We start from the raw sequence: 14,660 nt of genomic DNA, 5'->3' as shown, positions 1-14,660 counted from the left end.
GTGGTTGGAATACAACTTGAACTTATAGGTTTTCATCGAAATGTCCTCTGTACCGATTCTCCGCTTCAAGAAGTGTGGGAGTCCCGCCGTGCGACGGGGTGAAGCCTCCCACATAGGACACGATAATTATATAATGCAGAAAACAACGCTAAAGCGTGGGTGTATCCCAAGCGTAAGCGATTGGGGTTTACCCCTAAAGTTGAAAGAGATAAATTCAGATAGTTTATAGAGGAAGTACATCAGGAAATTTGAATCGCGCAATATTAAATATTAGGTTAAATTTGGACTGAATTATCGTGCTATACATCGGCGGGAAAAAGAATTCTTGGTGCATGCAGCGACGGAAATTTAGGACCGGTCCGAACCAGAAGCCGGTTCTTCGGCAGGAACATCGTCAGGAGAGAGAGATGGAATGTAGAGAATGAGTCTGCAACTTCCACAACGGATAAGTTGCTCATATTTACGAGCCTCCTGTAGCGTTTGCGGTGGAATTGTGAGATGACAATTGCCGCACGCATTGTCAACAACCAGTGACACGAGCCCCTTGCGATAACGTTTGAACCGGGCTTGATACTGGTCTATTAACCCTGAATCAATTTGGTGGACAAAGTCTTGTTGCTTGCCTTGCCATTTTACGATTGCTCTTTTGAGGTCTTTTGCTTCCTGCTCGTATGCGGCTTTCTGCGCGTTATGTTTTTTCTGCTCGGCAGCAAATTCCTTCTGTTGTTGGGCGAGTTCCTCGTTGAGCTGATCTATTCGCAACATCGCCGATAAAATCTCATCTTCTATTTCCGCTTCCTTTACTTCGATAAAGCTGATCTCTTTATCTAGTGCTTGGTATTCTTTGTTACTTTTCACCTCCCGCAACTGTGCTTGATATTTACTACGCTGCTCGCCCTCCATTTCAAGTTCTGCTGTCTTGGACCGCTGCAATTTTTCTGCGTCAGCCAGCTGTTCCTGTTTTTCTTGTAACTTTTGTTGATGGAGCTGAAGCTGTGCATCCGCCTTCTTAATCTTGAGTGGGACTGATTTGAGTTTATTGTCCAACGTCAAGATTTCGGCGTCAATCTGTTGAAACTCGTGCAACAATCGTAACTGTTCCTGTAAGTCGAGATTAGGCATTACTTTCAGGCTCCTGTTCTGCAAGAAAGGCGAGGAAGATCCCCAACTGATATAACAAGATTAGTGGAATTGCCATTAATAACATAGACAGTAGATCCGCCGGTGTCAACAGTGCTGCTGCAACGAAGATAAACATAACAGCATATCGCTGCCGCTCTCGGAAACCTTGAGCATTAATGACGCCGATTCGTGATAGAAACGCCATAACAATTGGGAGTTCAAACGCGACACCGAAGGCTAGAAGCATACCGGTTGCAAACCCCACATACTTATCAATACTCCATAGGTTTCCAACGCCCACATTAGCGAAGAGACCGGCAGCAAATTGGACGACGACGGGTAAGACGATCAAGTAGGCAAAAACTACCCCAACAAGGAAGAAGAAAACGATAATTAGAAATAGTGGAAGCGCGAACTTCCTCTCCTGTTGTGTTAAGGCAGGGAAAATAAATGCCCAAGCCTGATAGAGCACAACGGGCGATGCAAGCAATACCCCAAAGGTAACGGCAATCTTGAGAAAAGCCATGATGGCTTCACCGGCTCCAATTTTATTAAGCTGAACCGTGCTTACTGCTTTTGCTTTCAGGACAATCGACAGGAACGCCATGAAAGAGCCGTCTGAACCGACACTTCGATTTATCCAATTCGCCAATTGCGCGTTGAGTGGTATGTCAGCGGGTCGTTTTATGATTTGCACAGCCGAGTCCTTGAACCACAGGCTTATAAATGTGCATATCACGATCGCAATCAGGGAGATGATAATTCGTCGGCGGAGTTCTTCAAGATGATCCAAAAAGGACATTGATGCATTAGGAGCCATGCTAATAACTAAACCGTCTTATTCGCGGATTTCGTCGAATCGCGCTCGTTTTCATCAATTGATTCGGCAATGTCGTTTTGAATCTCTTTGCCGGCGTTTCTAAACTCTCGAATCGCCTTTCCAAGTGAGCGACCCATATCCGGTAAGCGCTTCGGACCGAAAACCAGAAGTGCAATGATAAGGATAACAATCAGTTCCCATGGACCAATTGGCATAGTGATCCCTCCAAAAGAATGAACGTTATGACGCTGAAAGACTGTGATATTGTGCTATTTTAAGCTTCTCCAACTAAAAACAGTGATATTATACTGTATGCTTTTTGGAATTGCAATCGTTTTGTCATGGACGATAGAAGTTTCGGCCTCGCCTGATATGGACTTCCAAAACCAACGGAAGTAGACGTGGAACCCCCATTTACCAGATGAATCGATACATCGGCTTTTCCAACACTACGCCAATCAGTGCCCACACGCCGCCGACGAGAAATTCGCCCAGTATCAATCCAAGAAAGAACGGTGCTAAGCTACGAAACGTCTTCAAGCCGCCAAAGCGTAGGATGCACCACTTAATGATCCAACTGATAAACACCGAAAACCAGAAAAAATTGACGGCCCATGTGCCGGAGATGCCATATCCAACCGGGTATAGAGGCCACCAAACAAAGCGTGTGCGCACAGCGGTAAGCAGGAAGGTGAAGACTACCCCGAAGCACATCGCCAAGATTGACAGAACGTCGACAGGTGCCGGGTTGGTAAGCCAGCTTTGTGTGCGTCGGAAGATAGATCCATACCACACCTCCCACGCGCCGGACTTGTAGCCGATGTGCAACGAAAACCAGAACGAAGTTAATGGACTGAGAACAACTGCAAGCAGTATGGCGTATCCGACACGACGTGACGACACCCCTGTGCGCTCTGCGAGTTTCAATGCCTCTAGCTGGTGTGGCATGGCGTTGCCCCGATAGGCGCGATTGAAGCAATACACAAGCGAGAAGAGGGTGAGGCTTCTTGCCCCTAGCCGTCGCATACCGAACATCTTTGGCAGTAGAACATCGGGTCCCATCGCACGTAAATCGTGGATAGGTGGCCCTAACTCCGCACGGATACGGGTAATAACGGTTACCGTTGTGAAATGGATGACAAGCACGAGAAATGCAACCCAAAGGGGTAGTCCTGCTGCTGCCCAAAAACCGACCAACAACATGAAGCCGATGATCAGTCCGAGCACAGCGGTGCGATAAGAGATTGGTTCGTTAGCTTCGATTCCGCTCCCTGATGAATCCCCTTGTTCCGGCCCCTCACCTTGGGAGCTAGAAAGCCTTTGAGATGAGGACCCCCGCCATGCACTTACGAGCACGGTTCGCAAATGCCGCCTTGCTCCCCATAGCGTGATAATCAGCACGCCAACACAGACTCCGAATGATTGATCAAAGATGAAGGGAAAACCGGGGATATGCTGAAGGCCGAAAACACTCCCCATTATCATTTCAAACTTCCAGAAAACGTAGAAGAACCAGAAGGTGAAGGAGAGATCGAGGGGGATAAAATATCCCATCCCAATGGCGAAGGGAAAAATAACGACCGGCGTCCAGCCGATAGCGTTCCACGGTTTCGTAGTAAAAAAGGGGCGTAGGTCAAAGAATTCGCCACCGAGTCCGGGGATAATGGGGAACAGGAAATGCAGCCCGTTGATGAGATCCATGCCGCCGGCGAGAACAAATCCTGCCCACATTAATCGATTCCGAAAGAAATCTATCGTGGTCATTTGCTGCGGCAGTTCGATGATTGGATAGCTGAGCCGTTCTGCCTCAATCCACTGTTTCCGCAGGATGGCGTTGATGCAGAAAGCGGTGAAAAGGAGGACGATGATAAATCCGGACCATGCAAAAACGGGCTGCCACCATAACCGAAGATTTTCAGCGAGATAAAGACTGGATTCCCCAACGAAATAGGGTGTGATACTTTTTTTCTCGGTCAGTGCCAGCCAATCGGGGATGTAGTGGTGAAACAGTGTCGCCCATTCGTTTTCCTCATTTGACATCCAGCCGACGACCGCTATATTGGTGACAACGACTTGGAACAGGTCGTGCCCGCCGATTGCGGAGGCGACGGAGAGCATCGCGTAGAGTGTCAACAATTCGCCCTGTGTCAATGCCAAGTTTGGCGAAAAGCGGGCGAGCCAAAAGTTCGCAACCACCACAAACACGAAAATGAAAATCACATTGAAGAAGAGCGACATGGTCGTTGGGAGACCTTGCTCCCAACGCAACATCGCAAATAACCAGTAGTTGTTGACAACAATGAGGCCTAGACCTAGCCAGATTGTGCTCCAACGGATCTGTGGTTGTTGGAGTTGGGGTGCCGAATATTGGGCTTGGGGGTTCAATGCGATTTCTTTCGGGCTTATACCATTTCTCATAGGGAGGGCTAGCAAAGACAGAAACCTCTTGAGAATACGTTCCTTGTGGATTATAATATCTGATATGATCCGCGAGCGAAGACTGCGTCGAGTTCGCAGATCTATATTATAGCTGTTTCCGTTGCGTTGTCAACCTTTTACAGGGAAGAGGTCACCCGACAGGAGGTGTTGTTCACGCACGGGGATTGTCAGGTTGCAGGACTCTGGCAGCAATCAAATTACACAACTGAAATCAGGTAGTTGCTTCGTATCACTCATCACGCAGGAGGTATCGTCATTGAAGCCAAAAATTTTTATTACCCGTCCAATCCCAGAAAAAGCCTTGGCAATGATCGAGGCAGAATGTGAAGTTGATATATGGCCTACGAGCGAGATTCTACCCCCGACTGCAGAGCGGTTGCCGGGGCTTGATGGGCTAGTCACCTATAGTCACGAACCAGTAACAGCAGAGATGATCGCTAGCGCGCCAAATCTTAAGGTAATTTCCAACGTCGGTGTTGGATATAATCACATTGACGCGGAGGCAGCGAGGGCACAAGGCGTTGCGGTTGGCAATACGCCCGGCGTGTTGAGCGAAACCACCGCCGATACGACTTTCGCGCAACTCCTTGCAGCGGCACGACACCTCGTCCCCGCCGGTGTCTACGTTCAGGAAAAGCGTTGGACATGCTACGATCCGAATATCTTTCACGGATACGACGTACATCACGCAACGCTCGGCATCATCGGCATGGGCAGAATCGGTTATGAGGTTGCCAAAAGGGCATTGGGATTCGATATGCGGGTTCTGTATTACAAACGGACTCGCCGCGAGGACTGGGAAGCGGAGTTGGGAATTGAATATGCCAGTTTTGATCGCGTACTCGAAGAATCTGATTTTATAACCTTGCATGTCCCGATGACGCCGGAGACTCATCATCTAATTGGTAAGGCGGAGTTCCAAAAGATGAAGCCTACAGCGATCCTTGTGAATATTGCACGGGGACCGGTGGTGGATTCAGCGGCACTGTACGAGGCGTTAAAGACTGGGGAAATCGCACGCGCTGCACTTGATGTAACAGATCCAGAACCCATCCCAACAGACGATCCATTGTTGACACTCGACAACGCTCTCATCTTCCCGCATCTTGGTAGTTCAACGTTACAGACCCGCACGCGGATGGCAACGATGGCGGCTGAGAACCTGCTGGCTGGGTTAAAGGGAGAGCCGCTGCCCTATTCTGTGTTTGGTTAAAAATCAGGGAGATTTATGACTTGTGTTTTATGCAAAATTGGATCGACGACGACTGCAAATTCTATCGTTGGCTAAACGGGAACATAAAATGACAGTCGCGGACATCTATCCGTTGGATGCTGAGACACCGCCGTATGAAAATGACGATTTGCGAATAGTGGCAGATCGGATCATTCAAGCCCATCAGACGAGAAAACAGGTGATATGGATGATGGGTGCGCACGTCATGCGGCGGGGCAATTCGCGCTATATCATCGACCTGATGGAACGTGGCGTCCTCACACATATAGCAACAAACGGTGCCGGTGCCATCCACGATTTTGAACTCGCACTGATTGGTGCGACGCTGGAGGATGTGGAGCGGTATATCTGGGATGGAAAGTTTGGTAACTGGGAGGAGACCGGACGTTACATGAACGATGCAATTGCCCGCGGTTATCACGACAAAATCGGCTTCGGCGAGGCGATCGGTCGGCTCATTCAAAATGGAGACGATGGCGTCGAGTTTCCACACCGAGAGATTAGCATGTTCGCGGCGGCATATCGTTTAGGGATTCCGCTGACTGTGCATAAAGGGATCGGCTACGATATCATTGACCAACACCCCGCCGCCGATTACGCTGCGATGGGTTACACAACCGGCGAGGACTTCCTGCGCTTCGCTCACAGTGTCTCAAAATTAGAAGGGGGTGTGTTCCTGAACTTAGGTTCTGCGGTGATGGGACCGGAGGTCTATCTCAAGAGTCTGTCGATGGCACGCAACGTCGCCGCGCAACACGGGGAGGAGATCCGGCATTTTACGACAGCAAATTTTGATTTAATAGAATTCTCCGATTTCCGGGAGGAGGGCAGTCCAACAGATGCCCATTACTACCACCGTCCCAAGAAGACAATCCTTGTCCGCACTGTGAAGGATGGCGGCGAGAGCTACCATATCTCTGGAGATTTCGATCGCACCATTCCGAAACTATATTCCTTCATCACCCAGGCTCTGGACTAGTCCGCTTGACCTGCGTGGACGACAAGAGAAATAAGTGGACATTTACCAATAACTCCGACCTTCGTGAAGTTTGCAAAGTCCCCCTGATAACGGTTTCCCCCTTAGATAAGGGGGGGTTGGGGGATTTAGGGGGTTGGCTGTGCATTGGGAGTGTCTAAGTAATTCTAAAATCTACCATAAAAATAGTTTCATCCCACCCTTTTGAGAAATGCCGAGCAAAAATGGCTTGACACATCTAAATTCCCACTTCCTAAGAAGTCACGCATCTCATGTTTCTCGCCTAAAGTTTTACATACCCATCTTTCTGATCTGTATGGGTTGCGCCGGAAGCAGCGGTAAGGGGCAGCATACGGTTTCGGTTGCCGACCTGCGGGCACAGCTGCAGCCATTGAAGCGGATTGGTGCCTATGCCGGTTTTGATGTGAACACGGGTATACTTTATATGGGAAACGACTCCATAGAACGCTGGATTCGCCTGAATCAAGAAGAACACGCGGTTCGGACTATCCGCTACGCTCATAAACCATCAGGGCAAAACTATGTAGATCGACCGAGCGAGGAATTTCGGTTTCGGATCGGGAAGATTGTCTTTTCTGGAAACAGCAACCTGCCGACTTACAACGATTATCAGATTGTCCAGACAATGGGCGGAAGCAAGCGAGTTACAGTTCAATTTACTTATGAGTCAGGCGAGGAAGCGAAACCAACTTTTTATTTGTGGATTCACTACGAGATTTACCCCGATCTGCCAGTGATTCGCAAATGGCTGACGATTCAGAATCTGACGGATTCAGCCTTTTTTGTGGAGGATGTGGTAATTGAGTCTTTATCTCTGTTTGCGGGACGGGAGGACAGCCTTCAAATCTGGCGGTGCGGAATTTCGGGGGTAGCAGAGGAGCCACTGCCAACACCTTGGGAAGGAGGCACATCGGACGCCTTTATTCTGGTGGGTGATACTAGCATTAATGGCAGCGTGGTGCTAGGGAATGAAAGTGCAGGTATCTTCAAACACTACACGGTCTACTCGGATCGAGAGACGGTGTCGATTGGTTTAAGACCGACAACAGCCATCAATGGAACTGAAATCCGAGTGCCACCAAGTCAGTCAATAGACAGTCCCAAAGTCTGGACGATGCTTGTTGAAGGCAATCTCCAAGCTACGATTGAAGAGATCTCACGGAATACCTCAAGGTATATTCCACTATATTCTAAAGATGCGAGACTGCAAATCCCTGAAATTCGATGGATAGCACTGGAAACTGAGTGGGAGGTATCAATAAAATCGATGCGCCCCGGAGATTTAATTGCAATCGATTATGACTGGAACATCGAAGACCTGCAAACAATAAAGCAGATAAGTCAACGGGTGCATGAAGGTGGAGGTAAGTTCGGGATCCGGCTCCCAATTGCTGAGATTGACACAGCCATTTTGGATCGTCCAGAGTGGCAATTGGCACCGGTGCCGGTATTCCAATGGCACACAGTGCCGGAAAACCACGATGCGGAGGAAAAAACCGGACAAGGACAAGAGGAAACACAGCAATCCGTACCTCCGATAGTTTATTGTGTTTTGAGCGATTACGGTTACTATTTCGCACAGGCTGTAAAAACGTTGCTTGACGAAACAGCGGCGGATCTACTCATCTTGGATCGCCCGATTTTGGGGGCACCGGGCAGCCTCTTAAAAGGCTGCGATGCGCTGGGGCATCAGCATTATACACGCGCCGAGTCTATTAGCGTCATTTATCAATGGCTTTTTGGGTTTGCTGACCATTTGCATCGGGAATACCCGGCGTTGCGGTTGGGGATTACGACTAGTGCTTATGGAGTCGAACAGCCAGACGCTGCGTGTCTCGCACATTTCGATCTGTTCTTTGATGATCCGTGGGTAGATCTCCCGTGATTCGTTGTATCGGCGATTCATTATCAGCACATACAACTGTTGGTGCCCGATGAATTGGATACCGACAGCACATACTAGGGCGCGATGTTCCTCTGTTGCGCCCTATCAAAACGCGAGGGAAATAGCCCCGCGTTATCCGCCGCCGACAACCTCATAATTCGTATTCAGGTATACGTCGCCAACCTGTCCCGCACAGTTGTTTTGCGCTTCGCCGAACCCTTCAGCAACCGAGTATGGATCTACATTTTCAGCCTGCGATAAACTGAATATAGATAAGAGTCTTTGAGCACTGTCGCTGAGGGTCAGAGAACGATAGACTCCCGGGCGCCCGAAAACTCTCTCCTCCACAGACTGGATATGAGAGACAGGATGCTTTTTGAATCCTGCGTAGGCACCGCCAATCCAGTAACGGTCCCCCGTATATGCACGTCCTTGGCTATCGGTCTGTGCCCGGTTTTGGTTAATGATGCTGGAGTTACCATAATCGGGTGGCTGCTTCCACCTCCTATCTGCTGATCCCTTGATGTACGCTGTGCATAGATACGACGATCGATCCCCGGCAGGTGTTGCATTAATACTGCTCCACGCTGAAGTGTGCACCAGGTAATGCCCGTATTCATCAGGAACGTCATCTCGATAGGCATGGTGCCCCACCGTAGCAGTGATATTATGATACAAATTCGTATCATACCTTTTTATTTCTTTATGCGGTACGATGTCTACGGATTGTGCCGCTGCGGTGGTTGGTAATATGCTAATCATTAACAGCAACAAAAGCGGGATATAAGGAAGGGGTGTAACGTTTCGCGCTATTTTCCTCATATTCGGCGTTGTGTGAATCTGTGTAGTCATTTCCCTTCTCCTTTATAAAGGTGATAGTTGTAGTTCCACCCCCCGAGTCGTTCTAGTTCTGCGTCGGAGGTTTCGCTTAAATCAACAACCACCAGTTGAGCATTGGGACCAGAGTGCCCTACCTTAAATGCTCTACTGTTGATTGCAATATCTTCTTCGTCAACTGCGCTGAGATGGAATTCATACAGATACCCACTCTCTGTCCGAAATGGACGGCCATCGGGGAGTCTGTGGAGATTCCAATCCGGGTCAAACACCCCCATATCCACCATGTACATATCGTGAAACCGTTCGCCTTCGATACCGGAAGATAGCTTGAGTTGAACGATTTCTGGGAAATTGTAGATTCTAAAGCACGTGTGGCCTAGACTACCACCACTTAACCAATTTTTGCCCGCAGCCTCATCTTCAGCTTTGCGTGCTCGTTCCATATCAATATACGCATTCCATATTTCACCGATAGGACGGTTCGGGTTGTGGTTGGCGAGCACCTCTTCTATGACTCGCCTCAAATGTGCTTCCAGTTCTGCTAATTCTTGTGAATCCAGAGCATCAAAATCCTCCATATGGAGATCTAACCACTTATTGGGGATAAGCAGATGATCCGGCACAGGTGTCCCGTCTGGGAAATAATACACGGGGAGAGTTTCAGAAAAATCGTCAATCCCATCAGCAGCTTGCCGGGACACATCACTGCTACTGTGAGTCAAAACGTCCTCTGTTGCCGAGCCATCCTTTTGTGGCAATCTTCCCTTAGATACCTTAGGATTTCCACGACTCACAGCAGGCGTTGGAGTATAGCGCAACAAGTCTTCTGGCACCGGCTCAACATCGCCATAGTACCAGTGGCTGCCGAAATAGAACCCCACAACAATGAGAGCACTTAATACAAACGTACCGATAACCAAAGGTTGACGGAGCACGTCAAACACAGGTTTCATCGTCCTCCCTCCTCATTTGTGAATCCATCGTTTCTACCAAAGACAGAAAAAGGGCTGCATGATTGAAAATCCCGAATCGCGCAGCCCCTTTATTTTAGTTTGAAACTAATATCTTCAAAGGTTATAATTGCATTGTTGAGGCGATTCGAGGTCGTGTCTCGTCTTGCTTCAGGGGGGCTTCAAGCCGCTAACTCGAAGTCCCCACTGGGGCTGTTGGTTTTTACCTAACAGTCCCACAATTACCTATTCCATCACGCCTGCAATTTTCTGTCAACACTTTTTTGCCTGTTACCTCCCTTTTCTTTGAAACGCGCGATAGCCCCACGCTCTGCTAACTCTGCTTTGGCATAATGCGGGGGCATCTGTGATGATTCCCACCTGCCTGCTACCTGTATATCCACAACCGAAGTCCGCGCTTTGGCAAATGATACCGCAGAGTCAACACGCAGCAAATGACCCGATATAAAGTCTCCTTCAATGGTACAACATGCCGAGTATTTGATCAATCGTCCAACTACAAAAGCTATTTGTTCCACAGTTATGCTGCTAAGACCTGAAACACGGCATCGGTCAATCGAGTTAATTCTGCTGATGAGATCGTAAAAGCGGGCATGATATAGACGACATCGCTAAACGGTCTGAGCCACACACCCTGTTCTATAAACCGCTGCCGGAGCGCAAGTATATATTCCCCGCTCGGGTTGGACAACTGGACGACACCGATAGCACCCTTTACCCTCACATCAGCGACGTTCTCTAGTTTTTGACACGGTTTCAGTTCCTCTTGTAACTGCGTTTCGATTGCTTGGATCTGTGCGAGGCGGGGTTCACCTTCAAACAGATCGAGCGAGGCGTTGGCAGCGGCACATGCGAGTGGATTTGCCATAAATGTGGGACCGTGCATCAGTGCGGTTTCTAGCCGATTTGAAAGGAAGGCTTCAAACACCTCCTCCGTGGCTAACGTTGCAGCCAAGCCTACCATCCCACCGGTGAGTGCTTTGCCCAGACACATGATATCGGGTGTGATGCCTGCTTCCTCGCAGGCAAACATGGAGCCGGTGCGCCCGAAGCCAGTGGCAATTTCATCGGCGATAAACAGTATCCGGTGCTCCTTGCAAAGCCTGTGGATTTCAACAAGTATTTCAGAAGGATGGAACTTCATTCCGCCTGCTGCCTGAACTAGCGGTTCGATCACAAGCCCTGCCACCGTTTCCTTGATCTCCTCTAGTAATTCTGCAAACGTAGCCAGATCCGTCCTGTTATTGGGAATATCGAAAACATACTGTTCGGGCATATAGTGATTCAGCGTCCGGTGCATCCCTGTTTCAGGATCGGCGAGCGACATACCGCCCATGGTGTCCCCGTGATAACCGTTCCGAAAACAGATAAACTTGCGCTTATCCGGCTCCTGTCGGTTAGACCAAAACTGTGCCGTCATTTTCATCGCGACTTCAACGGCTATTGAACCGGAGTCAGAAAAGAAGACGCGACTTAAGCCTTTTGGTGTGACGGAGATGAGACGATGGGCAAGTGTATAAGCCGGTTTGTGGGCAAGGCCCGCAAACATGACGTGGGACAACCTATCAAGTTGGCTTGAGATCTGTTTTACCAGATGGGGATGTTGGTATCCGTGACAGACGCACCACCATGACGCGATGCCGTCAATCAGTTCCCTGCCATCGGCTAGAGTTATCCGCACACCGTTGGCAGAGATAACCGGCAGCGGCAGCGGCGCGGTCTGCATCTGCGTGTAGGGTAGCCAGATATGGTTGAACCCTGCTGTTTCCCACTCAGGGGTTTTGTCGGAGGTAGGCATGTCACACTTCACGTGGAAATATACCCATCAATTTCCAAGCTATTGTGGGCAATCTTATTTTAACTGTTGAAATGGTGTTTTTCTGCTAAAAATAAAAAAGCGGAACCCGGAGAATACTCCAGATTCCGCTTTGTGGGTTCAGAATTATCGCAACTATCCCTTAATTTTCGCATAGTGAATCGGACGGTCAATAACGAGATCTTCGACCCTACCTGATTTCGGAACGATGATCTGCAGCACCTTATCCCGCAGCATTGCCTGAAAGTCTTCCGGCTGCGCTTCGATGCGAAAGACATTATTGAATCCAAGGGGGAACGAACTGATACGTCCTGCGACTTCGGTAAACCGGGGGTCCTCCAGCTTGGTTTCCACATCAACCGTGCCTTCTCCAAGGCTCACTTGATATGTGTAGTCCGGCATCCGGTCTGGGAGATCGTACTTCCGCTTATATGTGGAATCAGGCACCCAGCGAGGGAACTCGATTTCGATGATATAGCGATCTACTTCTTCCTCCATCCGATTCAGCATCCCGTAACGGCGATAGCGTTCGCGGACATCCTCTTGATAAATGGGTCCATCGGTGAGAACAGCCCCCGGCATGGTTGAACGCGGGGAAGTAGGTTCCGTTGCAAGCACCGGTCGCAACGCTGGCAACAGTAGGCGGAAAACTAGCGATGGGATCCAACCGTATATCGAAGCTCCATATCGAGAGGGTTCTTCGCTATCTGTGGTGGTGAGATCGTCTCTAAATCGATAAAGCCCCTCAAGTAACGCCAAGATAACGCCGAGGAAAATCGCAAAATTTCCTTTGCCGGTGAACAGGGCAGATCCTATATTCCCACCGGAGAAAAGGAGGAAAAGCACAAGTGGATAGAGTGTTAGATTGATGAGGCTGTTAATCCCTGTTGAGATTGGCGCACTGAAGATGACTGGGTTCTGAGCCATCTCCTCAAGTTCACGCTTAAATTTTGCGTCGAACGCACCTAGCACAAGCTGAGAAAGCATAACAAACGGGCGGAATATGGGACGAATCGAAGACTTGGGAGACTCGATTGTTTGTACGAATTCTTCGATTCCAATCTTATCTTCGTCTGCGGCAGCCGCGCCATCTTCTCCGTCTGCTGCCCCCGCTTTTGTCGGTTTAACAAAATCCTCAAAGAAATTCTCATTTAATTCAATATATGATGTCCACTGCTCTGGCAGGTCGTCAAGTATAAAAATTGCGGTGACCGGACACGCGGGTTCACATGCGGCGCAATCAATACATTCGGCGGGGTTGATGTAGAGTTGCTTTTCCCCATCTTTTGTATGAATACAATCGACCGGACATACATCAACGCACGCTGTATCCATGACGTCAACACAGGGTTCGGCAATTACGTAAGCCATTTCTATCTCTCCTCGAGCACATCTAGCCTTTTTAGTTGTCTATGGTTTTGGAAGATTTGGTTTCTCCAATTATACCACAGTCTCATAGAAATTTGCAAATGGGGATTTGAAACCGGAGGCAAGGAAATTATTCATCAATCTCAATCCGCACTTCCTTCCCTGTTTCCGCACTCAGGAGTAGGGCTTCCATCATCTGTTGCACAATAAGTCCGTGACGGAGTGGGGCTGCAGACGGTTTGCCATCCAAGATACTGTCGATAAAATGCGCGGCGATGTTATCCCACGATTCAAGACCCGGGGGTGGGTCAACACTGATGTCTTGGGTGGCACCGTCTTCCATGCGATAGAGCGTGAGTGGACTGAGTATAGCACCCGCTTCTGTGCCAAACAACTCCATCTGAAACTCACCCGGTTGGTGCGATGCCCAGAAACTTTCAATCTGTAAACCGGTGCCGTCTTCAAAACGGATGAAACCGCCACCGTAGTCATCGGAGGCGTACTGTTCGTAGAACGATTTAGGCGGAGTCGTACCGCTGGAATAGCCCAATCCGTAGGGACCAAACTTCGCTCCGGCAGCCCCTAACACGCCAACGGGTTTGGGCATACCTAGCACCCACCACACAGCGTCGAGGGCATGCACCCCCATATCCCGAAAGGCACCGCCACCCTTCTGAATGAATCCGAGGCTCCAAGTTGGAATCCCATTCCTTCGGACGCTGCGGGATCTGGCGTAGTAGAGTTCACCGAAATATCCCTGCTGTTGAAGGTTTCCGAGGTATTGGCAGTCACGACCGAAGCGGGTGGAGAGAGACATCATATTCACAACGCCTGCTGCTTCCGCTTCAGCGACCAGTTCCTTCGCTGCTGCTTCTGAGTCGGCAAGCGGCTTAGTCACCATAACATGCTTCCCGTTTCGTACAGCCTCCAACGCAACAGGGACATGCCATTGATTTGGCGTCCCAACAAAGACGGCATCGATTTCTGGATCTTTGCACATCTGCTTGTAGTCGGTGTAAAATTTGACCTCTTCCGGCAGGTCTTTTGCAAATTCCTGCATACGCTCTTCTAGCAGATCGCAGAGCGCGATGACCTGTCCGCGCGGGTTTGCTGACAAAGCATGTCCGTTGGGTTTGCCGATGCCCATACCAACAACTGCAACTCTTAC

Annotated in this window: 13 protein-coding genes; 3 read left to right on the top strand and 10 right to left on the bottom strand. The window is 49.3% G+C overall.

Annotated features, from left to right (window positions below; translation table 11 throughout):
* Positions 1-348: 348 nt before the first annotated feature.
* From J4G02_02850 to J4G02_02835, 4 genes are all read right to left on the bottom strand, one after another.
* Positions 349-1,122, bottom strand: coding sequence for a hypothetical protein (locus J4G02_02850; GenBank protein ID MCE2393533.1), 774 nt, complete (start codon positions 1,120-1,122; stop codon positions 349-351).
* Positions 1,115-1,942, bottom strand: a complete 828-nt coding sequence (gene tatC, locus J4G02_02845) for a twin-arginine translocase subunit TatC (GenBank protein MCE2393532.1) — start codon at positions 1,940-1,942, stop codon at positions 1,115-1,117. Before tatC ends, J4G02_02850 begins: the two co-directional genes overlap by 8 nt.
* An 8-nt stretch (positions 1,943-1,950) precedes the next feature.
* Positions 1,951-2,157, bottom strand: coding sequence for a TatA/E family twin arginine-targeting protein translocase (locus J4G02_02840; GenBank protein MCE2393531.1), 207 nt, complete (start codon positions 2,155-2,157; stop codon positions 1,951-1,953).
* A gap of 199 nt (positions 2,158-2,356) precedes the next feature.
* Positions 2,357-4,360: a hypothetical protein gene (locus J4G02_02835; GenBank protein ID MCE2393530.1), complete on the bottom strand. Its 2,004-nt coding sequence runs from the start codon at positions 4,358-4,360 to the stop codon at positions 2,357-2,359.
* A gap of 277 nt (positions 4,361-4,637) precedes the next feature.
* Between J4G02_02835 and J4G02_02830 the strand changes: the two genes are divergently transcribed.
* The 3 genes from J4G02_02830 to J4G02_02820 all read left to right on the top strand — a co-directional run bounded on the left by J4G02_02830 (position 4,638) and on the right by J4G02_02820 (position 8,497).
* Entirely contained in the window at positions 4,638-5,594 is a 957-nt protein-coding gene (locus J4G02_02830) for a D-glycerate dehydrogenase (GenBank protein ID MCE2393529.1), read from the top strand.
* A gap of 22 nt (positions 5,595-5,616) precedes the next feature.
* Entirely contained in the window at positions 5,617-6,594 is a 978-nt protein-coding gene (locus tag J4G02_02825) for a hypothetical protein (protein ID MCE2393528.1), read from the top strand.
* Between the two features lie 313 nt (positions 6,595-6,907).
* The gene (locus tag J4G02_02820) at positions 6,908-8,497 is read left to right on the top strand and encodes a hypothetical protein (GenBank protein ID MCE2393527.1); all 1,590 of its coding nucleotides are present in this window, start codon (positions 6,908-6,910) and stop codon (positions 8,495-8,497) included.
* Positions 8,498-8,629: 132 nt separating this feature from the next.
* Here J4G02_02820 and J4G02_02815 read toward each other — a convergent pair whose 3' ends face one another.
* The 6 genes from J4G02_02815 to J4G02_02790 form a co-directional block, all read right to left on the bottom strand.
* Positions 8,630-9,349: a hypothetical protein gene (locus J4G02_02815; GenBank protein MCE2393526.1), complete on the bottom strand. Its 720-nt coding sequence runs from the start codon at positions 9,347-9,349 to the stop codon at positions 8,630-8,632.
* Positions 9,346-10,290 carry a hypothetical protein gene (locus J4G02_02810; GenBank protein MCE2393525.1) on the bottom strand — a complete coding sequence of 315 codons (945 nt, stop codon included), beginning with the start codon at positions 10,288-10,290 and terminating at the stop codon, positions 9,346-9,348. Before J4G02_02810 ends, J4G02_02815 begins: the two co-directional genes overlap by 4 nt.
* A gap of 251 nt (positions 10,291-10,541) precedes the next feature.
* Positions 10,542-10,826: a hypothetical protein gene (locus J4G02_02805; protein ID MCE2393524.1), complete on the bottom strand. Its 285-nt coding sequence runs from the start codon at positions 10,824-10,826 to the stop codon at positions 10,542-10,544.
* Between the two features lie 2 nt (positions 10,827-10,828).
* On the bottom strand, positions 10,829-12,106 hold the full coding sequence (locus J4G02_02800) for an adenosylmethionine--8-amino-7-oxononanoate transaminase (protein MCE2393523.1): 1,278 nt from the start codon (positions 12,104-12,106) through the stop codon (positions 10,829-10,831).
* A gap of 153 nt (positions 12,107-12,259) precedes the next feature.
* Entirely contained in the window at positions 12,260-13,495 is a 1,236-nt protein-coding gene (locus tag J4G02_02795; protein ID MCE2393522.1) for a ferredoxin family protein, read from the bottom strand.
* Positions 13,496-13,622: 127 nt separating this feature from the next.
* Positions 13,623-14,660: Gfo/Idh/MocA family oxidoreductase (locus tag J4G02_02790; GenBank protein ID MCE2393521.1), on the bottom strand; the 1,038-nt coding region annotated here is incomplete at its 5' end.

Source organism: Candidatus Poribacteria bacterium (genome assembly GCA_021295755.1).
In the GTDB taxonomy this organism is placed as follows: Bacteria; Poribacteria; WGA-4E; order WGA-4E; family PCPOR2b; genus PCPOR2b.
This window is presented reverse-complemented; position numbering and strand designations above follow the sequence as displayed.

Coding starts and splice junctions, on each gene's coding strand:
- J4G02_02820 (MCE2393527.1), top strand. CDS start 6,908: ATGGGTTGCGCCGGAAGCAGCGGTAAGGGGCAGCATACGGTTTCGGTT.
- J4G02_02810 (MCE2393525.1), bottom strand. CDS start 10,290: ATGAAACCTGTGTTTGACGTGCTCCGTCAACCTTTGGTTATCGGTACG.
- J4G02_02815 (MCE2393526.1), bottom strand. CDS start 9,349: ATGACTACACAGATTCACACAACGCCGAATATGAGGAAAATAGCGCGA.
- J4G02_02850 (MCE2393533.1), bottom strand. CDS start 1,122: ATGCCTAATCTCGACTTACAGGAACAGTTACGATTGTTGCACGAGTTT.
- tatC (MCE2393532.1), bottom strand. CDS start 1,942: ATGGCTCCTAATGCATCAATGTCCTTTTTGGATCATCTTGAAGAACTC.
- J4G02_02835 (MCE2393530.1), bottom strand. CDS start 4,360: ATGAGAAATGGTATAAGCCCGAAAGAAATCGCATTGAACCCCCAAGCC.
- J4G02_02800 (MCE2393523.1), bottom strand. CDS start 12,106: ATGCCTACCTCCGACAAAACCCCTGAGTGGGAAACAGCAGGGTTCAAC.
- J4G02_02795 (MCE2393522.1), bottom strand. CDS start 13,495: ATGGCTTACGTAATTGCCGAACCCTGTGTTGACGTCATGGATACAGCG.
- J4G02_02840 (MCE2393531.1), bottom strand. CDS start 2,157: ATGCCAATTGGTCCATGGGAACTGATTGTTATCCTTATCATTGCACTT.